Consider the following 23,877-nt stretch of genomic DNA (forward strand, 5'->3'; position numbering starts at 1 on the left):
GGCGCGAAGAACGAAAGGAAACATCATGGGACAACTCGACGGACGCGTTGCCATCGTCACCGGGGCCGGCGCAGGCCTCGGTCGCGAACACGCATTACTCATGGCAGCCGAAGGCGCCAGCATCGTGGTCAACGACCTGCGCGGAGCACAGCAGGTGGCAGACGAAATCGTCGCTGCCGGCGGCTCGGCCATCGCGGTAGAGGGCTCGATCGCGGAAATGGCCGTCGGTGAGAAGCTAACCGACGCAGCAGTATCCACCTTCGGAAACTTGCACTCGGTGGTCAACAACGCCGGTATCATCCGCGACGCGATGCTGTGGAACATGACCGAGGAAGAGTTCGACTCGGTCATCGCTGTACACCTCAAGGGAACCTTCTCTGCTACCCGCGCCGCCGTGAGATATTGGCGCGACCAGTCGAAGGCAGGCGTGCAGGAGACACGCAACCTGGTCAACACCAGTTCCGGATCCGGACTGCACGGCAACTACGGGCAGTGGAATTACTCCGCCGCCAAGGCCGGTCTGGCCATCCAGGCAGTCAACGCCGCTCGCGAATTCGAGCGATTCGGCGTCAAGGCCAATGCCATCGCTCCCGTGGCGCGCACCGAACCTGTCAAAGCCACGCCCGGCATCAAGGATTTGGTCGGTGAGCCCGTCGACGAGTCAGTCTTCGATCGCTACAACCCCGCCAACTGCTCGTCACTCGTGGCCTACCTGTCGAGCGCCGAGTGCGCGTTCAACGGACAGGTTTTTGCCGTCTACGGCGGCTACGTGGGTCTCTACGGCGGCTACTCGATCGCCGACGAAATTCGTGAGGACCGGCAGCTCGACATCGGAGAACTGACAAAGCTTCTCGGCGACGACGCCTTCCTCAAGTCGGTCGAGACCCGGCGCGCCGGCATCCCGAAGATCGAAGGAGAAACCAAGTGAGTTACACGTTTCCGCTCGACTACAGCAAGGTCCAGGAATTCGTCCGGGCCGTGAAGGCAAACCCAGAACAGCATGCCGGCGAGGATGCGGTGATCCCGCCGACCATGCTCACCAGCGGCCGAATGATCTGGGAGCCCGCAGACCAATCCGGTTTCGCCAAGCTCGGATTCGACCGTCGTCGCATCCTCCACGGTGAGGAGGAATACATCTTCCACGGCCCACTTCCACGAGCCGGCCAGAAGCTGACCGCCGAGACAACTGTCGGTGACCGCTTCGAAAAGCCCGGAAAGCGCGGTGGTGTGATGACCTTCGCGAAGATGATCACCGAGTTCCGAGACGAGTCCGGAGAACTGATCGCGACGCAGAACAGCACGATCATCGAGACCGCCACAACGGGCGGCAAGGAGGAGGGGAAATGACGACCACGACCGAAACCGTCGTAGCCGGACAACAGGCCGAGAGCAAGACCTTCCCTCCACTGACTCGCACCGACTTCGTCAAGTATCAGGGTGCCTCGGGTGATTTCCATCCGTTGCACCACGACGACACGTTCGCCCGTGAGACCGGCTTCCCGTCCGTGTTCTCCGTCGGCATGCTTCAGGCAGGCATGCTGGCCAGCTACGTCACCGACTGGCTGGGTGTCGAGAACCTGCGTCGGTTCAAGATTCGATTCGCCGACAAGGTCTGGCCCGGTGACGAACTCACCTGCTCTGCTGTCGTCGTCGACACCTACGAGGCCGAGGACGGTCGACGTGCTCGTGTCGAACTTGTCTGCGCTCGTCAGAACGGCGTCAAGGCCCTCGTCGGAGACGCGGAATTCCTGATCGATTAACTCGAGGTCGGGGTGTCGATTCGTCGGCATCTCGACTATCCGCCGTCAGCACCACCCGACTCGAGGAGCACGCCAGCCCATGCATCTGACCCACCTTCTGCACAGGGCGGTTCAACAACAGCCGCACCGACCCTTGACCGTCTGCGAGCATCGCGAGCGCAATGCCCCACAGATCGCGAAGCGAGTCGCCAGACTCGCCGGAGCCCTGCGAGAGCGTGGCGTGGGTCCGGGCGACCGGGTCAGCATCCTGGCGTTCAACTCCGACCGTTACTTCGAGTCGTTGATGGCGACGTGGTGGATCGGCGCTGTCGTCAATCTCGTAAACCGTCACGGTTCCGTCCGTGAAGTCACCGACGCGGTCACCGGAGTCGGCAGCGCTTTTGTACTCGTCGACGAGGAATGCCGGCTACTGGTGACCGGACTCGACGCCACTGTCACGCTCGTCTACATGGGCGACGAGCCGGCTCCCGCCGGAATGGCTGGTTTCGAAGACCTGATCGTCGAAGGCCCCGAGGTCGAGGACGTGCGTGCCGGCGGCGACACCTTGGCCGCGCTGATCTACACCGGCGGAACCACCGGCACTCCCAAAGCCGTCATGCACTCTCATCGCAGTCTCTCCACCGCCCTGCTCGGCGGTACCGGCTTTGCCCGGTCCTGCGAGATCGGTGGCATAACTCTGGTGATGGCTCCTCTGTTCCACATTGCCGCATTGCTCGGCATGATGGCCCAGACCGTGGTCGGCGGCACAGTCGTGTTCGCCAACCGCTTCGACGCCGGCGACGTGCTCGGCCTGATCGCGGGCCGTCGGGTCACCACGATGACTGCGATCCCGAGCATGTTGCAGATGCTCTACAACCATCCGGCCTTTTCGGACACGGACGTCACCAGCGTCAAATCGATTGTGTACGGAGCCGCCCCGATGCCCGCGGCCATCCTGGAACGCGCGATGTCGCGCTTCCCCAACGCGAACTTCGTCCAGGGGTACGGCATGACGGAGACCGCGGTCATCGTCTCCCTGCTCGGATCGGATCACCGGGCCGGTGGTCCTCGCCTGCGCTCGGCGGGCCGTGCAAGCCTGCACGCCGAAATCATCATCGTCGACCGGGAAGGCAACGAGGTGCCACGGGGCACTGTCGGAGAGATCGTCACCCGCGGCGAGCACATCATGCTCGGATACTGGAATCGTCCGGAGGAGACCGCCGAAGCGCTACGCGGGGGCTGGCTGCACACCGGAGACCTCGCGTACATGGACGATGAGGGCTACATCTTCATCGTCGATCGCGCCAAGGACATGATCATCACCGGCGGCGAGAACGTCTATTCGGCCGAGGTGGAGGACGCCGTCGCCAACCACCCCGCTGTGTTGCGCTGCGCCGTCATCGGCCTGCCCGACGCTCAGTGGGGCGAGCGCGTGCATGCAGTGGTGGTCCTCAACCCACAACTGCATGCCACCGCCGAAGAAATTCGCGAGCACGTCAAAACCCAAATCGCAGGGTACAAAGCACCGCGCACGGTTGCCTTCGTCGAAGCACTGACGACCACGGCCACCGGTAAGACCGACAAACGTTCACTGCGCAGCCTCTACACCTAGCCAACCCCGCGTCGTCCGCGGAACAAGGAGACTTCCCATGAAGCGCACAATCTTCGACGATCAGCACGATGCCTTTCGCGAGGTGTTCCGGGGTTTTCTACACAGGGAGGTCGTCCCTGAGTTCGCGAAGTGGGAGGAACAGGGTTACGCGCCACGCGAGTTCTACCGCAAGCTCGGAGAATTGGGAGTCATGGGCTTCGACATCCCGGAGGAATACGGCGGCGCGGGGGCGACGAGCTACCGCTATCTGATGATCATCGGAGAGGAAGCCGCGCTGGCCGGTGTCTCATTGGGTAACTACCACGCGAGCGCCGGAATCGTTCTGCCCTACTTGCTCACTCTCGCAAACGAGGATCAGAAGAAGCGCTGGCTGCCCGCCTGTGCGAGTGGGCAGGCCGTGCTTGCCGTGGCGATGACCGAGCCGGGGACGGGTTCGGATCTGGCCGCCATTCGCACCACCGCGAAGCTCTCCGACGACGGAGAAAGCTACATCCTCAACGGCGCAAAGACCTTTATCACCAACGCCTCTCAGGCGACACACATGGTCGTGGTCGCCCGTACCGGCGACCCAGGTGAGAATCGCAGAGGCGGGCTCTCGCTGTTTGTCGTCGACACCGAATCCACCGGCTTCGAAGTTGGTCGCCGATTGGACAAGATCGGTTTGAAATTCAGCGATACCTGCGAGGTCTCGTTCACCAACGTCCGGGTACCGGTCACCGATGTACTCGGCGAGGAAGGAGCGGCCTTCAGCTACCTCGGACAGAACCTGCCCCGCGAACGCCTCGCCATGGCGGCCGGAGGGTGCGCCACCGCAGCCGCTGCCATCGCCCACGCGGTTTCCTACACCAGCGACCGACGAGTCTTCGGAAAACCGGTCGCAGACTTCCAGAACACCAAATTCGTTCTTGCCGAATGCGCTACGGATCTCGCCGCAGGTCAGACAATGGTCGATCACGCCGTCGCACTCGAAGACGCCGGCGAATTGAGTGCCGTCGACGCTGCGATCTGCAAGCTCTTCTGTACCGAGATGGCAGGCCGCGTGATCGACAAGTGTCTACAACTGCACGGCGGCTACGGGTACATCCTCGAATACCCGATCGCACGGTTGTACGCGGACACGAGGGTGTCGCGAATCTACGGCGGCACCAGCGAAGTCATGAAAACGATCATCGCGAAATCCCTGAGCCGATAGGAGCCCCGATGGACGAACTGTTGCAGCTCACTCACGCAGGCACTGCATACGGCGGGGCACCCGAATTTCGCGGAACCTGCTGTGCCGGTGGCCCAGATCGCGCCTACGGCGGCCATGTCGTCGCGCAGGCCCTGCTCGCTGCGCACCGCACCGTCGACCCTGTACGGTACGTGAACTCGCTTCACGCGTACTTCCTGTCCATGGGCCGACCGGGCGCCGAGGTGCAGTACCGAGTGCGAATCCTCCGAGACGGTGGCACCTATGCACTACGAGAGGTGACCGCCTTCCAGGGCGGCAATGCGCTGCTCTCACTGACCGCATCCTTCAAGAAGGAGGAACTCGGACCCGATCGCCATATTGCGATGCCCCACGTTCCCACACCGGAATCAATTCCGGCACAGAGCGAATCCGTTGATCGATTCTGGTCGGGCATCACGTCCTCGGCCATTCGCCAGGCAGTGCAGGTGCGCCCGATCAGCGGAGATTCGGCCGACGACGACGCTGCCGACCACGGCGGTGGCAGGGACCGCCGCATGTGGATTCGCATCGCAGGTGAAGTATCGAGCGATCACGGGATGCACGCCGCCGCACTTGCGTTCTGCTCGGACCTCACGCTGGCGCGAACCGCCGCCCTCGGTCATCTCGATCTGATCGGCGGGGGAAGTCCATCCCAGAAGCTCTTTCTCACTTCACTCGATCACGCCGTGTGGTTCCACCGCCCTTGCCGAACCGACGAATGGTTGCTGTTCGTTCAACGCAGCCCTACGTCGGGGGACGGACGGGGTCTGTCCAGTGGCGAATTCTGGACCCGCACAGGGGTTTTGGTTGCCACTGTCACTCAGGAAGTTCTCATTCGCGAAAAGCACGCTCCCACTTTCGACACGCGGCCGAAGCTCGCCGCGACCATGCAGGCAGGTTAACTACGTCAGGAGTAGATGTGCACGGAATGCCCTTCATGCCAGTATCTCTCGAGTATCCCGACGTTGCGTTCGACGCTGTTCTCGCCGGTTCGGCACGCGCCTACGGAGATCGTATTGCCCTACGGGACGGCGACCAGGCTCTCACTTTCATCGAACTCCACGATCACGCGCTCCGCATAGCGCAAGGACTGTCCGACAGGGGCATTCGACCTGGCGATCGTGTAGTTCTCCTGATGCCCAATTCCCTGTGGTACCCGGTCGCCTACTTCGGAATTCTGTGTGCCGGCGCCGTGGCATGCCCGGTCAACCACACTCAGCCGACGGAAACACTGCGAGAATTGTTGGCAGAGTTCTCGCCTCGTGCCGCGGTGGTTCACCCGTCCAGTGTGGCGGCATTCCGTGCGGCACAGAACTCGGGGCTCGAATTCACCGTCGTCGCTCCCCCGACCGCGGCGGCCCCGGCGAACTGCCCGTCGCAAGACAGCGCAATCAGTGACGTCGATCTCTCTCATCTTCTCGAGTCGCCGGCCCTCACCCGAAAACTGGCGAGTTCACAAGGCGTCGCACATCTTCAGCTCACCGGCGGCACCACAGGCCGCTCGAAGGGCGTTCAGGTTCTGCACCGCAATCTGGTGGCCAGCACGATACAGACCACAGCGTGGCGTAGCTCGTCTCTTCCGGAAATCGACGAAGCCGGTGGCATTCGGATGGTTCCGGTACCCACTGCTGTACACGAGAATTCGGAGCGAATGGGCGAGGGCGTCATTGCCGTCGTCGCACCGTATTTTCACGGACTGGCTCTCGTCGGACAGTGCAATCACGTACTTGCCGGTACCACCACCCTCGTACTCGGCAGGTTCGATCCTCACGAGTACCTCGCAACCATCGAGCGCCACAAGATCGACAGACTGATCGGCGCACCGGCGTTCTACCACCTACTCCTCGAGGCCTCGACCAAATCGACTCACGATTTGAGTTCGGTGCGTTCGGTGTTCTCAGGTGCTGCACCCATCGACACGACCACGTTGCGTCGCATGGGCGAGACATTCTCGAACGCGAAGGTCATCGAGGGTTACGGACTCAGCGAGGCGACAACCATTCTCACCAATCAACTCAACAACCCAGATGCGCGATCACCGATCGGCAGCGTAGGCTTACCGGTCTTCGACACGCGAATATCATTGCGAGACATGGAAACCGAAGAGGAAGTCACAGCCGGTGAAGTGGGCGAGATCTGGGCGAGTGGACCGCAAGTCACCGCCGGGCACTTCGCCGCACCCGAACTGACCGCGCTCCAATTTCGTGACGGTTGGCTCAAGACCGGCGACTTGGGCAGATTCGACAGCGATGGAAATCTGTATGTCGTCGGCAGGAGCAAAGACATGATCATCTACAAGGGGTACAACGTATATCCGGTTCAGCTCGAGGAGGTGCTGTGCTCCCACCCCGGCGTCGCGCAGAGTGCGGTGATCGGCAGGCCCAATGACGAAGTCGGGCAGATCCCGGTGGCCTTCGTCGTAAGATCGCCGGGCGCGGCCAGGGTTTCGGCATCCGAACTCGTGGAATACGTGAGTGAGAAGGTGGCTCCCTACCAGCGCATCCATGCAGTCGAGTTCATCGAGGCGCTACCTTTGACTCCAACGGGAAAGGTGCAGAAGTCGCGGCTCTAGTTCCACCCGGTTGCGGCCAGGGTAGTCAGGTGAGCGGTTTTCCACCCGTCACGCCGATGACTTCCCCAGTGGTGTAACTGGATTCGCCAGAGGCGAGAAATACATAGGCGGGAGCAAGCTCGGCCGGCTGACCTGCCCGCCCGAGCGGAACGTCGTCCCCGAACGTCTCGAACTTCTCCTTGGGCATCGTCGCCGGAATCAGTGGCGTCCAAATCGGTCCAGGTGCAACGGCATTGACCCTGATTCCCTTTCGTGCGACATCGGCGGCCAGCCCCTTGGTGAAGTCGATGATGCCCGCCTTTGTCGTGGCGTAATCGAGCAGCTCGGGCGACGGGGACGCACCTTGGATGGACGAGGTATTCACGATCGTCGATCCGGGCTCCATCTGCGCGATCGCTGCTTTGGAGAGCCAAAATAGTGCGTAGAGGTTGGTTTTCATCACACGGTCGAATTGTTCGGTGGTGATATCGGCGATGCCGCCCATCTGCACCATCTGAAACGCGGCGTTGTTCACCAAGATGTCGAGTCCGCCGAGTTCACGCACCGCGGTTTCGACCAAAGCAGAACAGTGTTCCTCGCTTCGGAGATCTCCCGGCACCGAGACGGCTTTGCGACCTGCCTCCTCGACCCAGCGAGCGGTTTCCCGAGCGTCCTGTTCTTCCTCGTCGAGATAACTCAGGACAACGTCCGCGCCTTCTCTGGCAAATGCAATCGCGACCGCACGTCCGATGCCCGAATCTGCTCCGGTGACAATCGCACGCCTTCCTTCGAGTCGACCGCTTCCTCGATAGGTGTTTTCACCGTGGTCGGGAGGAGAAATCATGTCTGCGGTGAGACCGGGGTGTGCGATCTCCGCCTGCCGCTCACGCACAGGAGCGGGGAACCGCGTGGTCGGGTCCTGCATTGCGTACTGGTCCGGCATATCGATACTCCTCAGGTGACGCAGTTTCTCGTGGGCTTCTGGATGGATGCACCGCACATGCCTCCTTCCCGCCGAATAGAAATCGAAACCTCGGGGTGGCCGGGATCTCACTCGTCCTGGCGCCGACGATCTCGGTGCGTCGACCCCACTTGTTCGTTGTGGTTACTACGCGGTAGGTCGGGGTAGCCCGCGTAGCGGCGGTGGCTCCGCGACCCGCGGAGCACTCGTCGAGCAGAAGCTGAACATCACGTAAAGCACGCACCGACGAAGGGACGACCCCGATATGAGCAACTCCGAAACCACGTCCGCCTTGATCACCCAGTTACGCATCCTCCTCGGTCTGACGCACACCGAGATCCAGGTCGCCGAAACGCGCGTCGCACAGGCCAGAACCGAGGCTGTTCGACGCGAATTGACGGAAAACGCAGAGAACGGCCGTGAAAGGGCGAGTTCCATAGAGTCCACTGTTCGCGATCTGGGGGGCGTGCCGGAATTGATCGGTCCGTTCATCGGACGCGCGACAGCCGGAGTGAAAGCGATGGTCGAACAGGCTCAGCCCTTCGACGAAGCGGTATTGGGAGACCTTGCGCTCGAACATCAACTCCTCGACCGCTCCCGCTACCTCAAGGCCCTGGCCACTGCCGGCGGCGATCAGACCGTCGCGGTGTTGGCCGACCGCCTCATCGCTGCACACTCCGCGACCGTGGACTGGCTCACGACTGTCTTGGCCGAAGAGGCGCTCGGTGGACCGGCAGCTTTGCGCCGCACACCGATGCAAGCTGCCACCGGCGCGGCGATACGGCTGGTCAACGTTCCGGTCTCCTGGTCCACCCGCAGTCTCGACCGTGCCATCGACGCTGTTCGCACCTCACCGCCGGTACTGGGTGAGCTGATCAGCTGGGGCGCATATGCCGGTGACGTGACTGTGAAAACACTCTCGGCCAGTAGGGATGCGGCCATCGCCACGGCTGAGAAGGTCACTCGCCGAGAAGGTGCTGACGGTGCCGCCGACGTCTTCCGTTCGGTACGGAAGTCGAGTGGGCTACTCGACCCCACTGAACTTCCCATCGAAGACTTCGACGAACTCAACGTCACCCAAGCCGTCTCCGCCGTGAAGGAACTGACCGACGCCGCACAGGTGCGGGACATCGTTGCGTACGAGGAAGCGCACAAGAACCGACACGGCGTCGTATCCGCTGCCCAGGCAAGACTCGCAGCGATCGCCCAGGAAGTCGTCGGAATCAACTAGAGCGTTCAATCGACATATCGAGAGTCCGACTCTCGGAACCGCGAGCACTGGACCTCGTGAAAGCGGGATTCGCGGCCAGGGGCACCCGAGACCGTCAAGAAGATGACAGCGGCTCTCGAAGCCCTCTGATCAGTTCGACGCGCGCGGAATCGAGAATTTCCTCGGAGAGCGGGGAACCCTTGGTAGCTCGCGAAAGAACCAGTGCACCGAGCATGGTGGAGAGCCGGAGGAGACCGACAGCTTCGTCGTCGGCAAGAGCTGCGGCAAAATCCCCCACTCCCTCCGTGTAAACCCGACGGGCCTCGCTGTCTGCAGGCTCGCGCGCCATGTCGGCGGCGAGCGCAGCAGCGGGGCATCCGTCTGCCGGGTTGTCGCGATGCGCCACCGAGAGATAGGTATCGATCAAAGCTTTTCGGGCGGAGTCACGTTGCCCTGCATGCTCTTCGAGTCCCGCAGAATGCAGCTGAGCCAGTTCCTTGAAGGCGTGGGTGGTCGCTTCGTCGATGAGAGCGTCCTTGGACGCGAACTGCTTGTAGAAGCCACCGTGGGTCAGCCCCGACGCCTTCATCAGGTCGGCGACGCTGAGGTGAGTGCCCTTCTCTCGGAACAGTCGGGCTGCGGTTTCCACGACGCGCCGACGGTTCTCTTCCGCTTGTTGCTGCGATACGCGGCCCATCACAACGCCTTCCAGTTTGGATTTCACTTGACATCTATCCTAGCCGACACTTAGATTTGATTCATAATCTAAACGTCACGAGCAATCACAACACTGGGAGAATCATGGACCTGAACAAGACGGTTGCGGTCGTCACAGGAGCCAATCGCGGGCTCGGACGCCATCTGGCTGCGGGACTCGTCGAGCGCGGCGCAAAGGTGTACGCGGCTGCGCGCAATCCGGAAACTGTCGATCTACCCGGCGTCATCCCCCTGAGGTTGGACGTGACGGACGCCGAATCGATAACCGCCGCCGCGCAAATCGCATCGGATGTGACCTTGCTGGTCAACAACGCAGGTATCTCTACCTCGGCGCCCTTGATCGGGGGCGACATCGATGACATTCGACGAGAGATGGACGTCAACTTCTACGGCCCGCTCGCCGTGACCCGGGCGTTTGCTCCCGTCATCGAAAACAACGACGGCGGAACAATACTCAACGTTCTGTCGGTGCTGTCCTGGTTCCATCCAGCCGCGCTCGGGTCTTACGCGTCGTCGAAGGCAGCGGCCTGGGCGATGACCGACGCCGTTCGAGAAGAACTTGCGCCGCGCAAAATCTCCGTATCGGCACTGCATGTCGCATACATGGATACCGACATGGCCGCTGGCGTACCCGCCGAACAGAAGATCGATCCTGCCGACGTCGCCGCGCAAGCACTGGACGGTATCGAAAGCGGGCTCGCCGAGATCCTCGCTGACGACACCACCCGGTACGTCAAGGGGAGTCTGTCCTCGTCGAACTCCGAGTAAGCAAGGGACTGCAGACGAGTGACGCTTACCCCACCGTTTTGAGGCTGGCCAATCTGCTCAGGATCGGTGCCCGCCAAGCTGCGAGGTCTTCCGGACCGTTCTCTTCCCACAACTCGTACAACTCCGAAGTGTCGCTGTCGGAAACTGCACGCTCGAGTGCGGAGAGGACCCAACTCTTCTGCTCCGGGCTCAAGGTGCTGACGTACCCGGCGGCGTCAATTCCATCCAGCTGCACAGGCTTCGGCGCAACGCCGTGCGCAACCGCAAGAATCTCGGCGACGGCGATTGCTGTTTGAGCATCATCGGCATCGAGATAACCGCCATCGGGGTGGCTAGCGTAATCGTCGATGTCGTAGTCACCCGCCTGTACTGCGCTGAGCAGGTCGCCCGCTACGTCGTTGTCGAAAGGTCCTGAACCCCAAGTCCCCATGCTGTCTCTCCGATCCGTACCCGGCGCACCCGTCGTAAAGATATTAGTGAATCACAGGCTTCGGCCAGGACCCTCGGGCTGGAAGTACTGCGTTCGCCGGAAATCGACATCAGCGCAACGGCACGCGAAGGATGCGGTCATCACCGGGGTTGGGGTCGCCACGACCGTCGGTGTTGTTCGTCAGTATCCACAGCGACCCGTCCGGTGCGACTACAACATCACGGAGGCGCCCGTATTCGTCGACGAATTGCTCGTCGGCGGTCGCGGGATCGGTCAAGGGCACCGTGCGGAGTCGCTCACCACGAAGATTGGCGATGTAGATCGTGCCGTCGTGGATGGCGATTCCGCTGGGACTGGCATCGTCAGGTGACCATTGTTGGAGCGGGTCGATGAATCCGTCTTCACCCGCAATCCCTTCGACCTCGGGCCACCCGGAGTTTCCGCCTGCTTCGATCTTGTTGAGCTCGTCCCAGGTGTCCTGCCCGAACTCGCTGGCGTACATCGTGCCGTCCTCGGTCCAGGCAATGCCCTGGGAGTTGCGGTGGCCGTAGCTGTAGACAAACGAGTTCGGAAATGGATTATCTAGCGGCACATCGCCATCCGGAGTCATTCGAAGGATTTTCCCGGACATCGAGTCGAGGTCCTGAGCTCTGTCTCGACTACCGGCATCACCGACGGTCACGTACAGCATCCCGTCCGGGCCGAACGCGATGCGACCACCGTTGTGGTAGTTGGCCGAAGCGAGCCCGTCGAGAATCGTCTCGGCCGGCCCGAGCGCGAATTCCCCCGGAGCACCGATGATGTCGAAGCGTTCGATCCGGTTCTCCCCGTTCGCGGTGAAGTACGCGTACAGGCGGTTTTCACGTACTGCGATCCCTAGTAAACCGCCCTCACCCCTGGGGCTGACGCCGTCGACGACTCCCACCTCGCGGCTGTTTCCGCCGGCGTCGAGTTCGAGGATTCGCGCGCTGTCGCGCTCACTGACTAGTGGTGTATCGCCGTGGAATGCGATCGACCAGGGCGCGTCCAAGCCGTCGGCGACGGTCTCGGGTTCACCGAAGGCCGCGGCGGGCGCCGATCGTGTTGTCGTGCTTGCCTGTGGACCGGGCCCCTCAGCGTCCTCGGTACTGCAAGCAGTCATCAAGGCCGAGACAAGCACGGCGGCGCCGAGCCCCCGGATCTGTCGTCGTGTCATGGGCGCGCCTCCCGGGTTCAGGCAGTCTTTGCGCCGACGGTAGCGCGCAATCGGCCACACCGGGAGTCCCTTCGAGTACCCCCAACGACCGGGACTCCCTCGCAGGCGACGGGCGTGATGCCCTGGACGGGTGCGCCACGACATGCGCGTCGTCAACAGAAAGAGAACTGACCACCTCATGATTTCCGCCCCGACCGTCGAAGAAACCGGCCGCCTGCCGCTCGTGATCTACGTGCTGGCCGTCGGAGTTTTCTTGATGGGCACAACCGAATTCGTCGTCGCCGGCATTCTTCCCGAGATTGCGGGTGACCTCGGGACGTCGATCGCGAACGTCGGCTTGATGATCACCGTCTTCGCGATCGGGATGATCGTCGGCACGCCGGCGATGGCGATCTTGACACTCAGGGTTCCCCAACGCGCGACCTTGAGCTCGGCTCTGATTGTTTTCGCGATCGGACACGTCATCGTCGCGCTCTCGTCCAACTTCGGACTCATTCTCGGCGCCCGCTTCCTCACAGCCGTGGCGACGGGCGCATTCTGGGCAGTCGCCGCAGTGGTCGGAGCAAAAGCGGCCGGCCCGGCGTCTTCCTCGCGCGCGCTCGGCATCGTCTTGGGCGGAGGCATGCTCGCGAACGTCATCGGTGTTCCGCTCGGCGCTCTGGCCGGTCAGAGCATCGGGTGGCGTGGTCCTTTCTGGGCCCTCGCCGCCCTCGCACTCGTTGCCGCGGCCGTCGTCCACCGATTGGTACCCGCCGACACCGACTCCGGTGCGGTGCCGTCCTGGCGAGCGGAGATCGCGAGCCTACGGGACGGACGCATCTGGCTCGTTCTGTTCGGTTGCGCCGTCGTGTGCGGGTCGTCGCTGGCGGCGTACAGCTTCATCTCTCCGCTGTTGACCGAGAACACGGGACTTGCTGCGTCGGCAGTGCCGCTAGTGCTTGTCGGCTACGGACTCGGTGCGTTCGTCGGCTCCAATCTCGGCGGTCGACTCGGTGCGAAGCATCAGTACGGCGTCTTGTTCGTCTCGGCAGCGATGACGTTTCTCGTACTCGGGGCGCTCTGCCTCTTCTCGCAGAACGTGATCGTGACGGTGATTCTCGTAGTCATGCTGGGACTATTCGGCATGTCGACCAATCCCATCCTGATCGGGATGGCTGTGCGTTATGCCGATCAGGCGCCGACGATGGCTTCTGCCCTCAGCACCTCGTCATTCAATCTGGGCACGGCGGTCGGCTCCTGGATCGCCGGGTTCGCGTTCGCCTCGAGTCTCGGTGCCACTGGGCCGGTGTTGGTAGGCACCGGCGTTGCCGCTCTCTACTTTCTGCCGCTGATGATCCTGTTGCGCAATGAACGCACGAAGCGCACCGCCGTCGAAGTCGTCAACTGACGACCCGATCAACCGTCGCGCAGTTCGTCAGCCGTCCGTCAGCGACCGCTCCGACACGTGAGGCGCAGAGTCCGCATCCTCACTGGCTGCCAACGAGGCGAGTAGCTGCATCCGTTCCGCGGACGGCGATCCCGGCTCCGCGGTGTAGATCGTGAGTGTCAACCCTGGCTCGGCGGCCATCTCCAAACCTTCGAAGGCAAGCGTCAGCTCGCCCACGGCGGAGTGGTGAAAAGTCTTGAATCCGGTGCCGTGATGGCGGACGTCGTGCGCGCCCCACCGACGCCGGAATTCCTCACTCCGAGTGCTGAGTTCACCGATCAGATCGTGCAATTCCTTGTTGTGAGGATCTCGCCCAGCCTCGGTTCGCAGAATCGAGACGGTCACCTCGGCAAACTCGTTCCAGTCCGGATAAAACTCGAAAGCCTTATCGTCGAGGAACGTGAAGCGCGCGATGTTCGGGGGCTGCCCCGGCATGTCGTACAGGTCCTTGTAAAACGCACGCGCGAGTGGGTTGACAGCAAGAAGATCCATGCGACCGTTCCGCACGAAAGCGGGTCCCGCGGTGACTGCATCGAGCGCCCACTGCAGGCTCTGATGGGGCTTCCAGCCCTTCGCATTTCGCCGACGCGGGGGCCTGGCTACCGGGCTTGCCGCGTGCGCGAGATCAAAAAGGTGGGCGCGCTCGGCGTCGTCGAGTCGTAAGGCCTTCGCGATACTGTCGAGTACACCCGGCGATGCGCCGCTGATCGCTCCGCGCTCGAGCCTCGTGTAGTACTCGACGCTCACGCCGGCGAGGGTTGCCACTTCACTTCGACGTAGACCGTCCACGCGGCGGTTCGATCCGGCCGGAAGTCCAACTTGTTCAGGCGTGACTCGGGCGCGCCGCGAGGTCAGGAATTCGCGTACTTGCGCTCGATCGTCCATGCCATCGAGCGTAAGTCAGTGACCGGTAGCGAGGGAGTCCCTCGCAGTACCACTATCGCGCGGGACTCCCGCGCGCCGCCAAATCGTGATCAGGTTGAAGTGACACGAGAAAACCGATGGTGAGGAGCCACGTCATGCGCGCTGTCGTCATGCATGCCCCCGGCGACGTCCGGGTCGAAGAGATCGAAGCGCCGGTGATCGTCGAACCGACCGACGCGATCATTCGCGTTACAGCCACCTGCGTCTGCGGTTCCGACCTCTGGCCGTACCGCGGCATCGAAGAGCTGAATGGCCCGACGCCGATGGCGCACGAATACGTGGGCGTCGTCGAACAGGTCGGCCCCGACGTCAACGACATCGAAGTTGGGGACTTCGTCGTGGGCTCGTTCGTCGCGTCGGACAACACCTGCGAAATCTGCGAGGCCGGCTTTCAGTCTCGCTGTATCCACCAGGTCATGATGGGCTCGGTCGGCACCCAATCCGAATACGCTCGCATCCCGCTCGCGGACGGCACCCTCGTCCCTGTCCACGGAGAGCCGACCGAGCGGCAGGCCCGCAGCCTCCTTGCAGCCTACGACGTACTCGGCACCGGTTGGTTCGCCGCTGTAGCTGCGGAAGCCGGACCTGGCAAAACGGTCGCCGTCGTCGGCGACGGCGCAGTCGGGCTTTTGGCGATCCTCGCTGCCAGACAACTCGGCGCCGAGCGGATCATTGCCATGTCACGTCACGCCGACCGGCAGGCACTCGCCACACAATTCGGCGCCACCGACATCGTCGAAGAGCGGGGCGACGCGGGCATCGCGAAGATCAAGGAACTCACCGGCGGCTACGGCGCCCACTCGACCGTCGAAGCCGTAGGTACCCAAGAATCGATGATGCAGGCTATCGGAGCTACCCGCCCCGGCGGACATGTCGGCTACGTCGGGGTATCCCACGGCGTCGAACTCGACGGCATGAACCTGTTCTTCGCGACGGTGAGCCTGCTCGGCGGTCCCGCGCCGGTCAGGCGATTCCTACCCGAACTGATCGAGCTCATCATGACCGACCAGATCGACCCAGGCATCGTCTTCGACCTCACTCTCCCGTTGGAGGACGCCGCCGCAGGCTACCGGGCGATGGACGAGCGGCGCGCCACCAAAGTGCTACTCACCCTCTGACCGATACCAAAGGCTCACGAGACAGAACTGGGCTCTACACGCCGGTCGAGGAACGTCTCGGCTACCAACGAGAGGCGCTCTTGGTCTACCGATCAGCATGTTCACTGATCACACCGAATGCGTATGACGCCGAAGGTGAGGACGGGCACTTCGATTGGTGCGCAGCTGCTTTGACCCAAGAGGATGCTTCGCGACTGATATGCGCCCCCCACCAGCGGAAACCGATTGTACGAGTGAATGTTTCAATGAGAGCGACTCGGCGCTACTTTGTAGCAACGGCACTCGTCTCTACCTACGGTTGCGTACTGAATTCCTTGTGGGGCAGGCTTTCTTGTGTACTGCTGACGAGCCGTATCTGCTGACGAATCGTATTGCTGACGAACCAAGGTCGGAGAACAATGGGTCACTACAAAAGCAACGTGCGTGATATCGAGTTCAATCTGTTCGAGGTACTCGGGATCGGCGAACTGCTGGATGCCGGCGCTTACGGGGACCTCGACACCGACACCGTGCGCAACATTCTTGCGGAAGTATCGAGGCTGGCAGAAGGCCCGGTCGCCGCGTCCTTCGCCGACGCGGATCGAAACCCTGTCGAATTCGACGCACCCAATCACGCCGTCGTGGTCCCGGAACCTCTGCGCAAGACGGTCGAGGCGGTGAACGAGGCCGGTTGGTCGCGACTCGGTCTACCGGAAGGCATGGGTGGCGTTCCTGCTCCCGCGCCATTGGTCTGGGCGATCGGCGAAATGTTGGTCGCGGCAAACGGATCCGCAAGCTTTTTCAACATGGGTCCACTGATGGCGAGCGTGCTCTACACCATCGGAAACGAACAGCAAAAACACTGGGCCAAAGAAGGATTCGAGCGCGGATGGGCCGGAACGATGGTGCTCACCGAACCAGACGCGGGATCCGATGTAGGCGCAGGCCGAACAAAAGCAATCGCGCAGGACGACGGCACGTGGCACATCGAGGGCGTCAAGCGATTCATCTCGGGCGGCGATGTCGGAGACACGGCCGAGAACCTCTTCCACTTGGTACTTGCCCGGCCCGAGGGCGCCGGTCCAGGAACCAAAGGTTTGAGCCTGTTCTACGTTCCGAAGTCCCATTTCGACTCGGAGACACTTGAACTGGGAGAGCGCAACGGCGTGTACGTCACCGGCGTCGAGCACAAGATGGGTCTCAAGTCTTCCCCAACTTGCGAGCTCACCTTCGGAGCGACGGACGTTCCTGCCGTCGGCTGGCTCGTGGGTGATGTCCACAACGGTATCGCCCAGATGTTCCAGGTCATCGAGAACGCTCGAATGATGGTGGGCACCAAGGCTACCGGAACACTGTCCACCGGCTATCTCAACGCCCTCGAGTATGCGAAAGAACGAATTCAAGGTGCAGACCTTACCGAGCTGACAAACAAGACCGCACCCCGTGTGGCCATTACGCATCACCCCGACGTCCGACGCAGCCTGGCGATGCAGAAGGCCTACGCCGAAGGCCTCCGAGCGGTCTACCTCTACACCGCTGCACACCAGAATGCCGATGTCGCCGAGTTGGTTTCGGGGGCGGATGCCGAACTGGCGGCGCGGGTCAACGATCTGCTGCTGCCGATCGTCAAGGGCGTCGGTTCCGAAAAGGCCTACGAACTGCTCACCGAGAGCCTGCAGACCCTGGGCGGCTCCGGTTATCTTCAGGACTACCCCATCGAGCAGTACATCCGCGATGCCAAGATCGACACCCTGTACGAGGGCACCACGGCAATCCAGGCGCAGGACTTCTTCTTTCGGAAGATCGCACGCGACCGCGGCGTTGCACTCGCTCACGTAGCCGGTCGCATACGAGAGTTCATCGACAGTGAGGCCGGGAACGGTCGACTCAAGGCCGAGCGAGTCCTACTCGAGACCGCCTTGACCGACGTGCAGGAGATGGCCGGGACGCTCACCGGGTATCTGATGGCTTCCCAGGACCAACCCTCCGAGTTGTACAAGATAGGCCTCGGCTCGGTGCGCTTTCTGTACGCGGTAGGCGACCTGCTCATCGGATGGCGCCTGTTGGTGCAAGCGGAAGTCGCGTTGGCAGCCTTGGACCGTGACGCGTCGGCAAAGGACCGGTCGTTCTATCGGGGCAAGGTGGTGATCGCGTCGTACTTCGCCAAGAACATCCTGCCTATCCTCGCGTCGACCAAAGAAATCCTGGGTTCCCTCGACAACGAGATCATGGAACTCGAGGAAGACGCATTCTGACAACGTGCCACGCGCGGTATGGGTGGTGCGCAACTCGGAATGCTTGCTGCGTGATTCAAACGTGGTCGTGAACCGGCGACGGAATCTTGTTGGAACGGTAAGAGTCTGCGCTCCGGTTCGGCCGCCAGAGACGCCAGTGTTTCGCGGACAACCGGAACGGGAGATGGTCTTGTAGGTGACGAGCACCGGACGACAACCGTTCGTCTGCTGGCAGGTTGAGCCACAGGGACAGTGAGGATGCCGCGTTCCCAAGGGTTGCGCGTATGCCTGACTCGCCGAGAGTCCGGCCGTATCCGTCGACGGCAAAGCGGCCGAACGCGTCGGGCGTGATGTCGGGATACGGCGCATGGGTGTCCGGGTCGATCAGGCGTACGGGCGCACTGTAGGTCAGTGCCGCCAAAGAACGTCCGTGGGTTGTGACCGCATCGGAACCAACGAGGGCATCGAGCGCTTCGTTGACAGAACCAGGTGGGACGTTCCATTCGGTATGGGTTTGCGCTTTGTAGCGGGGCCCACCGAGGATCCCAGTGGTAAGCTCTGTCAATTGCGCGGTCGGCGCGGGTGGCCCGCCCTGGCGGATCTCTAATGTCCACGACGGCAACGACACTGGTTCGATGCAGGCTTCCAGAAATGTCTGCAGGCGTTGAAATGCCACGTCGGGGCGCTTGACTCGAAGCGAGTGTGCACCACTGGGCAGCCCGTCGTATGTCACTACCTCGGGCAATGTGATGTCCGGTGTCCGCGCCGTCACAGGTTAGCCAATCGCGAAAGCACTACCCCGGCTGGTTCCTCCGTCGCGTGGCGATAGCCAGTACCGGCCCACAGGTGCATTCGCTCGGGATCTGCCTGCGCAACAGCGGCTTTGCGCATCGGGTTGGTCAGGTGATGGATGGCCGGGTACCCGATGGGCGCTTGTGCGTCGTAGCGATCGATGAACTCGTTCCGAAGCGCCCGTGCAGGACGTCCCGTGAAAGCTCTTGTGACGACCGTGTTCCCGCGGGACGTGTCGGCCAGAGCTGCCTTGTGCGGAGCCGAGGCACCACTCTCCTCGGTGCGCAGCAGTACGGTACCGACCACTGCCGCGTCCGCTCCGGCACGTAAGGCAGCAGCGACGTCGGCGGAGGTCGCCAGTCCACCGGCCGCCAATAGCGGAACCGACGTGCGGTGACGGATTTGTGCGATCAATTCGGTGATCGGTGTTTCTGCCGGAACCTGCAGGGGAGTGAGCGTTCCGGAGTGGCCGCCGGCAGCCGACGATTGCACCACAAGCAGATCGGCACCGGCGTCGACGGCAAGGAGCGCCTCTGCCTCCGAAGTCACAGTGAGGACGACAAGTGAACCGGCAGCGCGCAGCGCCTTGATGACGCCGGGTGTGGGAAAGCCGAAGGTGAAGCTGACCACCGGAACCGGGCTGGCCAGGAGCAGATCGATCTTGTCCTCGAAGTAGTCGTCGTCTTCGACCGGCTCACCGTCAGCCAGTGTGATGCCGTAGCGATCCGCCTCGACCTGGATCGCCCTGGCATAGGCACGGTAGGCATCGACGTCGACAGGCACCGGGTTGGGCGCAAAAACGTTGACACCGAACGACACTCCCTCGGCGCGCACGGCGTCGATCTGGTCGGACAGAGCCTGAGGCGTCTTGTACCCGGCGGCGAGGAATCCGAGACCGCCTGCGCGAGAGGCAGCAGCAACAAGTGCCGGTGTGGAAGCGCCGCCGGCCATGGGGGCTGCGATGACAGGGACCTTCAGGTCGAGATCGGTTGTGAGTGCGCTCATTCGAACATCTCCAGTCCTACGTCGGGTAGTGCTCCGGCGGTTTCGTCATCTGACATCAAAAACTACCTCCTCAGTCGAGGTGGCCGTCCGAGGGTCCGCATCGAGATCGGAAGGGAATCGGAACCGCAAAACCGCGGCGGCCACTGCTGCGCCCAGAACGACGGCCGCACCCAACAGCAGAGCGTCGCGATACCCGTCTCGCAGCAACGGAGTGACAACGAGTGGGCCGAGAATCTGACCGACGCTGTATCCAGCGGTCAGCAACGCCACGGCGCGTGGGAACTGCAGGTGCGCGCCGATTGCCAACACAATTGACCCGATACCAAGGAAGGTGACACCGAACAGGAAAGCTGAAATCAGTGCGGGGCCGACGCCTCCGATCACAGCAGGAAGCGCTATGCCCACCGCCTGAATCAACAGGGCAACGAGAAGCAGAGTCGGCCTCGACCAACGCAGGCTGAGCCAAGCCCACAGGGCGCATGAGGGAAATGCGGCCAGACCGACCACTATCCAAGCGCCGCTGCCGACCCATTCTGGAGCGGCGAGATCGATTGCGGCAACAAGGAACGTGCCCGCGATGATGTAGCCGATGCCTTCCAGGAAATAGCTGATGAACAAGGCAGTGAACCCGCGTTGGGAACTGGGAGTTCCCGGCGCGTCCGGTGTGATGACCGGACGCGGTTCCGGCGTCAATCCCCAGGCTGCGACCGCACACACCACTGCAAGGGCCGCAGATGCCAGCCAGGCAGTACCCCAGGAACCGATGAAGCGGACGACGAACACGAGGACCCCGGACAGGGCGATACCCAGCCCAACTCCGCCGAATCCCCATCCGGCCAGGAATTGGGACTGCCCCCGAAGGTGCGCGTGCAAAGCGCTGACGGCGATCATGAAGACGAGGGCACTGGCAATGCCTGCGATGAGCCGCAGGGCGAACCAGATGGATCCGTCGTGGGTAGTGGGCATGAGCGCCAAAGTCGCGATGAGGACCACCAACGACGTACGCATCACCGCTGCCGAGCGCACCACGCCGGGAATGAGGATTCCCGCGAGCGCGCCGATCAGGTACCCGACGTAGTTGGCCGTCGCCAGGGTGGCGCCGAGCGAGGCGGACAGACCGGCCTGCGTGTGCATCAACGGCAGAATCGGTGTGTACACGAATCGACCGATTCCCATGCTCGCCGCCAGCGCAGCGGCAGCTTGGACAGCGTGCGCTCGCGGGTCGACACCGTTGTGGACTGTGGTCATGGTCTTATCGTGTGCCCCGGCCGCACCGGACCGCCACGACCGCTTTCCTCCTGACTGATAGGCACAACCTCCCACCGCACGTAGCATGAAGGATCGTGGAGCTGCGTCAGCTGAGATACTTCGAGGTCGTCGCCGAGGAACTGCACTTCGGCCGAGCCGCGGCACGACTACTGATAGCCGGGCCGTCATTGTCGCAGCAGATCATGGCACTCGAGCGCGATCTCGGCGTCAAGCTGTTCGTCCGCGACCGCCGTTCCGTCGCTCTGACGCCAGCCGGCGCGGCGCTGCTCCCCGATGTCCGTGCGCTACTCGAGAATGCCGAGAATCTGCGGCGCCGCGCGGAGCGTCTGTCCGGAGCAGAGCCCGTCCGGATCGGCTACGTCAATTGGCTCCCCACGGATCTGATCGCGAGCACTTCAGGGGTCGCGCAACTGCACGTCGACGCCTGGGTGGTGCCATCACACGCACAGGCCGCGCGGGTGGCAGACGGCAGCCTCGATCTGGCGATCGCCTGGGTACGTAAATACGATGTCGCCCAAAACGGTTTGAACGCCAGACTGCTCGGTGCGGATCGGCTCTACGCCGTCTCCACCGGAGAGGACACCACACCGGTGCGGGCACGCGACGTCGTCGTGCTCGTCGACGACGACACCACCTCCTGGTATTCGTGGAACGTCTTCGCCGAAGAATTCGCTCGCGATACCGGCGCACAGATCATGCGCATCAACGACGGTGGTATCACCGGCCCGGCATTCTTCGATCACGTCCGTGCCGTCGGCCGTCCGGTCGTCAACTCGCCCAAAGGGCAGACCATCACGCTGCCGAGCGATCTCACGGCACGCCCGATGATCGACCCGGCGGCAATCTGGACGTGGTCACTCCTGTGTCGTGAGAACGAAACGCGCCCTGCCGTTCTCGCGGCCGTCGACGCTCTCACCCGCGGCGTCACTGATCTCGGAATCCACGAGGACGGGAGATGGCTACCCATGGACGATCCTTACCGGAGGACTCGATGACACGACGCGCTATTCGAGTTTTCTGGGGACGACGGCCGGAATCGGTGCAGGCCGTGGCCTCCCGGTGGCGTCGGACGTTGGAGCAAGTCGAATTCCTGTTGCCCGAGGTGGTCGGCGGGTCGTGGCAACAGATCCATTCCGCTGGACCTGCTACTGCCGTGACCGTCGACCAGTTGGCACACGTGCTCGAGATCGCGCAGGCCGCCGAAGACTGGTCGGATCGTCTGGGAATCGGGTTGAGGCTCGCATCCGGCGGAGGGCCCGAATGGGGGCTCGAACTCTCAGGGTTGGCCGGCGGCGAACCGGAAATCGTCCTACAGTCGATGATTCTCGCTGTCAGCGCGCCGGACGCCGCCGAAGTTCCTGAGACAGAACTACTTCGGATGCTCGCCGCGGTGTGGGAACCGGACTTCGGAGATGTCACCGACGACGACATCCTCGACGCTCTCGAAGACGAGTCCGACTATCGCGTCGGTGATCCCGTGATCGGCCGAGTCGGCTACCTCTCGTCCGCTCGCGCTGACGCGATCCCGGGTGACCTCGCAGCAGGCGTTGCCGCGTTACCGGGCGGCGTGTTGCTACAGATCGGGGCCGTCGATGGGGTCGTTCGGGCGTACGAGCGCCTGCGCGAGACCGGCGCACTCGATCCGCTTCCGCGTCCACTGGACCGCGCAGTCCTCTGAAGACGGTTACCGTTTGTCGAGTTTGGGTAGCCCGGGCGTCGGAACGAACTCTCACCGCGGCACTACCGCCGAAAAATGAACCGAAAGGCCCACCGCATGGTTGACGTCACCCGCAAATTCACCGCCGAGGTACCGATCGAAAAGGCTGCGGCGTTTCTCCGCGACTTCGCCAATGCGCCGACGTGGGATCCGGGCACCGAGAGCTGCACGCAGATCTCCGACGGTCCTGTCGGCGTCGGAACCCAATGGCACAACGTGTCGAAGCTGTTCGGCGTCACCACGGAACTGACGTACACGCTGGTGACCGACGAGCTGAATCACGTTGTTCTCGAAGGAAAGAACAAGACTGCCACCAGTACCGACGACATCACCTTGACTTCGGTGGGTCCGAACTCGACCGAGATCGAATATCACGCGAACGTCGAGTTCAACGGTGCCGCCAAGATTGCGTCGCCTCTCCTGAAGGCGGGATTCGAAGCCAAAGTGGCACCGGAGACGGTGAAGAAGATGACGGAAGCGCTCGAAGCGCTCTGACAAGTCCGTCAGGTTCTTGTCACTGTGTGTTGCCGCCGCTCGCGCCACCGTTGCGAGCTTCGATGGCATCGATGGACTTCGTGAACGACTTTCCCAGCACTTGGGTGCCGACGAGTCCGAGTACCGACGCCAGGAGCTTTCCCTTGAGGTTCTTGCCGTCCCGGACCACGACGGCGTCGACATCGGTCAGGCCCGTCGGCTGCCGGGTCAGCGTGTAGGTATGGCTCGACGCCCCGCCCCACAGGTTGGAGTCGGTGGTTGTCATCACGACGCGGTGCGGGTCGGTCCAGTCGTAGTGCAGACGCTCCCAGATACCACTGGAGCCCTCGGTGACATCAGCATCGTGGGGTCCTTGTTTGTGCACTTTCAGGTAGCTGTCCGCACTGCGGCCGAAGATTTCCTCACGGCCCGGGCCGAAGTCGGTCAGGCCGGCAAGGACCTGTTCGGGCGTCGCAGTGGTCGTCTTGTGAAGATGGATCGTAGTCATGGCGCCTTCTTTCAACTGTGGATGATCCGGTGCTGAAA

General features: G+C 62.5%; 24 protein-coding genes. 15 read left to right on the forward strand and 9 right to left on the reverse strand.

Translation table 11 applies throughout. The features are described from left to right. Nucleotides 1-25 precede the first annotated feature (25 nt). From RHP72_RS28115 to RHP72_RS28145, 7 genes are all read left to right on the forward strand, one after another. Nucleotides 26-928 (forward strand): SDR family NAD(P)-dependent oxidoreductase, encoded by a 903-nt coding sequence (locus tag RHP72_RS28115; RefSeq protein WP_003943051.1) that lies wholly within the window; start codon nucleotides 26-28, stop codon nucleotides 926-928. Then, complete coding sequence (locus tag RHP72_RS28120) at nucleotides 925-1,347, forward strand: MaoC family dehydratase N-terminal domain-containing protein (RefSeq protein WP_007735631.1); 423 nt, start codon at nucleotides 925-927, stop codon at nucleotides 1,345-1,347. The genes RHP72_RS28115 and RHP72_RS28120 overlap by 4 nt, the downstream gene beginning before the upstream one ends. Then, a complete protein-coding gene (locus RHP72_RS28125) occupies nucleotides 1,344-1,760 on the forward strand; it encodes a MaoC/PaaZ C-terminal domain-containing protein (protein WP_003943245.1) in 417 nt (138 codons plus the stop codon). Before RHP72_RS28120 ends, RHP72_RS28125 begins: the two co-directional genes overlap by 4 nt. Nucleotides 1,761-1,839: 79 nt before the next feature. Continuing rightward, nucleotides 1,840-3,351, forward strand: coding sequence for a long-chain-fatty-acid--CoA ligase (locus RHP72_RS28130; protein WP_003943142.1), 1,512 nt, complete (start codon nucleotides 1,840-1,842; stop codon nucleotides 3,349-3,351). Nucleotides 3,352-3,388: 37 nt separating this feature from the next. Continuing rightward, nucleotides 3,389-4,543 carry an acyl-CoA dehydrogenase family protein gene (locus RHP72_RS28135; RefSeq protein ID WP_165638491.1) on the forward strand — a complete coding sequence of 385 codons (1,155 nt, stop codon included), beginning with the start codon at nucleotides 3,389-3,391 and terminating at the stop codon, nucleotides 4,541-4,543. An 8-nt stretch (nucleotides 4,544-4,551) separates the two neighbouring features. Continuing rightward, nucleotides 4,552-5,463, forward strand: coding sequence for an acyl-CoA thioesterase II (locus RHP72_RS28140; RefSeq protein WP_003942886.1), 912 nt, complete (start codon nucleotides 4,552-4,554; stop codon nucleotides 5,461-5,463). Nucleotides 5,464-5,498: 35 nt separating this feature from the next. After that, nucleotides 5,499-7,133 carry an AMP-binding protein gene (locus tag RHP72_RS28145; RefSeq protein WP_311094105.1) on the forward strand — a complete coding sequence of 545 codons (1,635 nt, stop codon included), beginning with the start codon at nucleotides 5,499-5,501 and terminating at the stop codon, nucleotides 7,131-7,133. A 25-nt stretch (nucleotides 7,134-7,158) separates the two neighbouring features. Here the strand turns inward: RHP72_RS28145 and RHP72_RS28150 are convergent, their stop codons facing one another. Next, nucleotides 7,159-8,055 (reverse strand): SDR family oxidoreductase, encoded by an 897-nt coding sequence (locus tag RHP72_RS28150; RefSeq protein WP_007735622.1) that lies wholly within the window; start codon nucleotides 8,053-8,055, stop codon nucleotides 7,159-7,161. A gap of 283 nt (nucleotides 8,056-8,338) precedes the next feature. On the opposite strand from RHP72_RS28150, the gene RHP72_RS28155 reads away from it, so the two are divergent. After that, nucleotides 8,339-9,304, forward strand: a complete 966-nt coding sequence (locus RHP72_RS28155) for a hypothetical protein (protein ID WP_058038454.1) — start codon at nucleotides 8,339-8,341, stop codon at nucleotides 9,302-9,304. Nucleotides 9,305-9,398: 94 nt separating this feature from the next. Here RHP72_RS28155 and RHP72_RS28160 read toward each other — a convergent pair whose 3' ends face one another. Then, entirely contained in the window at nucleotides 9,399-10,007 is a 609-nt protein-coding gene (locus RHP72_RS28160; protein WP_007735618.1) for a TetR/AcrR family transcriptional regulator, read from the reverse strand. Between the two features lie 77 nt (nucleotides 10,008-10,084). Here RHP72_RS28160 and RHP72_RS28165 point away from each other — a divergent pair, with 77 nt between their 5' ends. Then, nucleotides 10,085-10,768: an SDR family oxidoreductase gene (locus tag RHP72_RS28165; protein WP_007735616.1), complete on the forward strand. Its 684-nt coding sequence runs from the start codon at nucleotides 10,085-10,087 to the stop codon at nucleotides 10,766-10,768. Between the two features lie 25 nt (nucleotides 10,769-10,793). Here RHP72_RS28165 and RHP72_RS28170 read toward each other — a convergent pair whose 3' ends face one another. Both RHP72_RS28170 and RHP72_RS28175 read right to left on the reverse strand, forming a co-directional pair. After that, on the reverse strand, nucleotides 10,794-11,198 hold the full coding sequence (locus RHP72_RS28170) for a DUF4259 domain-containing protein (RefSeq protein ID WP_003942974.1): 405 nt from the start codon (nucleotides 11,196-11,198) through the stop codon (nucleotides 10,794-10,796). A gap of 109 nt (nucleotides 11,199-11,307) precedes the next feature. Beyond that, the gene (locus RHP72_RS28175; RefSeq protein ID WP_311094106.1) at nucleotides 11,308-12,393 is read right to left on the reverse strand and encodes a PQQ-dependent sugar dehydrogenase; all 1,086 of its coding nucleotides are present in this window, start codon (nucleotides 12,391-12,393) and stop codon (nucleotides 11,308-11,310) included. A 178-nt stretch (nucleotides 12,394-12,571) separates the two neighbouring features. Here RHP72_RS28175 and RHP72_RS28180 point away from each other — a divergent pair, with 178 nt between their 5' ends. After that, the gene (locus RHP72_RS28180; RefSeq protein ID WP_311094107.1) at nucleotides 12,572-13,780 is read left to right on the forward strand and encodes an MFS transporter; all 1,209 of its coding nucleotides are present in this window, start codon (nucleotides 12,572-12,574) and stop codon (nucleotides 13,778-13,780) included. 27 nt (nucleotides 13,781-13,807) lie between these two features. Here the strand turns inward: RHP72_RS28180 and RHP72_RS28185 are convergent, their stop codons facing one another. Further along, entirely contained in the window at nucleotides 13,808-14,704 is an 897-nt protein-coding gene (locus RHP72_RS28185; RefSeq protein WP_311094108.1) for a helix-turn-helix transcriptional regulator, read from the reverse strand. A 134-nt stretch (nucleotides 14,705-14,838) separates the two neighbouring features. On the opposite strand from RHP72_RS28185, the gene RHP72_RS28190 reads away from it, so the two are divergent. Beyond that, nucleotides 14,839-15,861, forward strand: a complete 1,023-nt coding sequence (locus tag RHP72_RS28190; protein ID WP_311094109.1) for a zinc-dependent alcohol dehydrogenase family protein — start codon at nucleotides 14,839-14,841, stop codon at nucleotides 15,859-15,861. Nucleotides 15,862-16,259: 398 nt separating this feature from the next. Continuing rightward, nucleotides 16,260-18,095 (forward strand): acyl-CoA dehydrogenase, encoded by a 1,836-nt coding sequence (locus RHP72_RS28195; RefSeq protein ID WP_311094110.1) that lies wholly within the window; start codon nucleotides 16,260-16,262, stop codon nucleotides 18,093-18,095. 55 nt (nucleotides 18,096-18,150) lie between these two features. Here RHP72_RS28195 and RHP72_RS28200 read toward each other — a convergent pair whose 3' ends face one another. From RHP72_RS28200 to RHP72_RS28210, 3 genes are read right to left on the reverse strand one after another with little or no spacing between them, the layout of a single operon-like run. Beyond that, the gene (locus RHP72_RS28200; protein WP_311094111.1) at nucleotides 18,151-18,846 is read right to left on the reverse strand and encodes a hypothetical protein; all 696 of its coding nucleotides are present in this window, start codon (nucleotides 18,844-18,846) and stop codon (nucleotides 18,151-18,153) included. Then, the gene (locus RHP72_RS28205; RefSeq protein WP_311094112.1) at nucleotides 18,843-19,871 is read right to left on the reverse strand and encodes a nitronate monooxygenase; all 1,029 of its coding nucleotides are present in this window, start codon (nucleotides 19,869-19,871) and stop codon (nucleotides 18,843-18,845) included. The genes RHP72_RS28200 and RHP72_RS28205 overlap by 4 nt, the downstream gene beginning before the upstream one ends. Before the next feature lie 45 nt (nucleotides 19,872-19,916). Beyond that, nucleotides 19,917-21,119, reverse strand: a complete 1,203-nt coding sequence (locus RHP72_RS28210) for a YbfB/YjiJ family MFS transporter (protein ID WP_311094113.1) — start codon at nucleotides 21,117-21,119, stop codon at nucleotides 19,917-19,919. Nucleotides 21,120-21,214: 95 nt separating this feature from the next. On the opposite strand from RHP72_RS28210, the gene RHP72_RS28215 reads away from it, so the two are divergent. The 3 genes from RHP72_RS28215 (at nucleotide 21,215) to RHP72_RS28225 (ending at nucleotide 23,352) form a co-directional block, all read left to right on the forward strand. After that, nucleotides 21,215-22,135, forward strand: a complete 921-nt coding sequence (locus RHP72_RS28215; RefSeq protein WP_311094114.1) for a LysR family transcriptional regulator — start codon at nucleotides 21,215-21,217, stop codon at nucleotides 22,133-22,135. Continuing rightward, nucleotides 22,132-22,818, forward strand: a complete 687-nt coding sequence (locus RHP72_RS28220; protein ID WP_311094115.1) for a hypothetical protein — start codon at nucleotides 22,132-22,134, stop codon at nucleotides 22,816-22,818. Before RHP72_RS28215 ends, RHP72_RS28220 begins: the two co-directional genes overlap by 4 nt. A gap of 96 nt (nucleotides 22,819-22,914) precedes the next feature. Then, nucleotides 22,915-23,352, forward strand: a complete 438-nt coding sequence (locus RHP72_RS28225) for an SRPBCC family protein (RefSeq protein ID WP_007735601.1) — start codon at nucleotides 22,915-22,917, stop codon at nucleotides 23,350-23,352. 19 nt (nucleotides 23,353-23,371) lie between these two features. On the opposite strand, the gene RHP72_RS28230 is transcribed toward RHP72_RS28225, so the two are convergent. Beyond that, nucleotides 23,372-23,839, reverse strand: a complete 468-nt coding sequence (locus RHP72_RS28230; protein ID WP_065456480.1) for a hypothetical protein — start codon at nucleotides 23,837-23,839, stop codon at nucleotides 23,372-23,374. Nucleotides 23,840-23,877: the final 38 nt, after the last annotated feature.

The sequence above is a fragment of the Rhodococcus sp. SG20037 genome (assembly GCF_031763325.1).
Taxonomy (GTDB): Bacteria; Actinomycetota; Actinomycetes; order Mycobacteriales; family Mycobacteriaceae; genus Rhodococcus_F; species Rhodococcus_F qingshengii.

Excerpts from the sequence above, each read along its gene's own strand:
- RHP72_RS28115 (WP_003943051.1), top strand. The coding sequence starts at position 26 with ATGGGACAACTCGACGGACGCGTTGCCATCGTCACCGGGGCCGGCGCA.
- RHP72_RS28125 (WP_003943245.1), top strand. The coding sequence starts at position 1,344 with ATGACGACCACGACCGAAACCGTCGTAGCCGGACAACAGGCCGAGAGC.
- RHP72_RS28130 (WP_003943142.1), top strand. The coding sequence starts at position 1,840 with ATGCATCTGACCCACCTTCTGCACAGGGCGGTTCAACAACAGCCGCAC.
- RHP72_RS28135 (WP_165638491.1), top strand. The coding sequence starts at position 3,389 with ATGAAGCGCACAATCTTCGACGATCAGCACGATGCCTTTCGCGAGGTG.
- RHP72_RS28140 (WP_003942886.1), top strand. The coding sequence starts at position 4,552 with ATGGACGAACTGTTGCAGCTCACTCACGCAGGCACTGCATACGGCGGG.
- RHP72_RS28145 (WP_311094105.1), top strand. The coding sequence starts at position 5,499 with ATGCCAGTATCTCTCGAGTATCCCGACGTTGCGTTCGACGCTGTTCTC.
- RHP72_RS28150 (WP_007735622.1), bottom strand. The coding sequence starts at position 8,055 with ATGCCGGACCAGTACGCAATGCAGGACCCGACCACGCGGTTCCCCGCT.
- RHP72_RS28155 (WP_058038454.1), top strand. The coding sequence starts at position 8,339 with ATGAGCAACTCCGAAACCACGTCCGCCTTGATCACCCAGTTACGCATC.
- RHP72_RS28165 (WP_007735616.1), top strand. The coding sequence starts at position 10,085 with ATGGACCTGAACAAGACGGTTGCGGTCGTCACAGGAGCCAATCGCGGG.
- RHP72_RS28170 (WP_003942974.1), bottom strand. The coding sequence starts at position 11,198 with ATGGGGACTTGGGGTTCAGGACCTTTCGACAACGACGTAGCGGGCGAC.
- RHP72_RS28175 (WP_311094106.1), bottom strand. The coding sequence starts at position 12,393 with ATGACACGACGACAGATCCGGGGGCTCGGCGCCGCCGTGCTTGTCTCG.
- RHP72_RS28180 (WP_311094107.1), top strand. The coding sequence starts at position 12,572 with ATGATTTCCGCCCCGACCGTCGAAGAAACCGGCCGCCTGCCGCTCGTG.
- RHP72_RS28185 (WP_311094108.1), bottom strand. The coding sequence starts at position 14,704 with ATGGACGATCGAGCGCAAGTACGCGAATTCCTGACCTCGCGGCGCGCC.
- RHP72_RS28190 (WP_311094109.1), top strand. The coding sequence starts at position 14,839 with ATGCGCGCTGTCGTCATGCATGCCCCCGGCGACGTCCGGGTCGAAGAG.
- RHP72_RS28195 (WP_311094110.1), top strand. The coding sequence starts at position 16,260 with ATGGGTCACTACAAAAGCAACGTGCGTGATATCGAGTTCAATCTGTTC.
- RHP72_RS28205 (WP_311094112.1), bottom strand. The coding sequence starts at position 19,871 with ATGAGCGCACTCACAACCGATCTCGACCTGAAGGTCCCTGTCATCGCA.
- RHP72_RS28210 (WP_311094113.1), bottom strand. The coding sequence starts at position 21,119 with ATGACCACAGTCCACAACGGTGTCGACCCGCGAGCGCACGCTGTCCAA.
- RHP72_RS28220 (WP_311094115.1), top strand. The coding sequence starts at position 22,132 with ATGACACGACGCGCTATTCGAGTTTTCTGGGGACGACGGCCGGAATCG.
- RHP72_RS28225 (WP_007735601.1), top strand. The coding sequence starts at position 22,915 with ATGGTTGACGTCACCCGCAAATTCACCGCCGAGGTACCGATCGAAAAG.
- RHP72_RS28230 (WP_065456480.1), bottom strand. The coding sequence starts at position 23,839 with ATGACTACGATCCATCTTCACAAGACGACCACTGCGACGCCCGAACAG.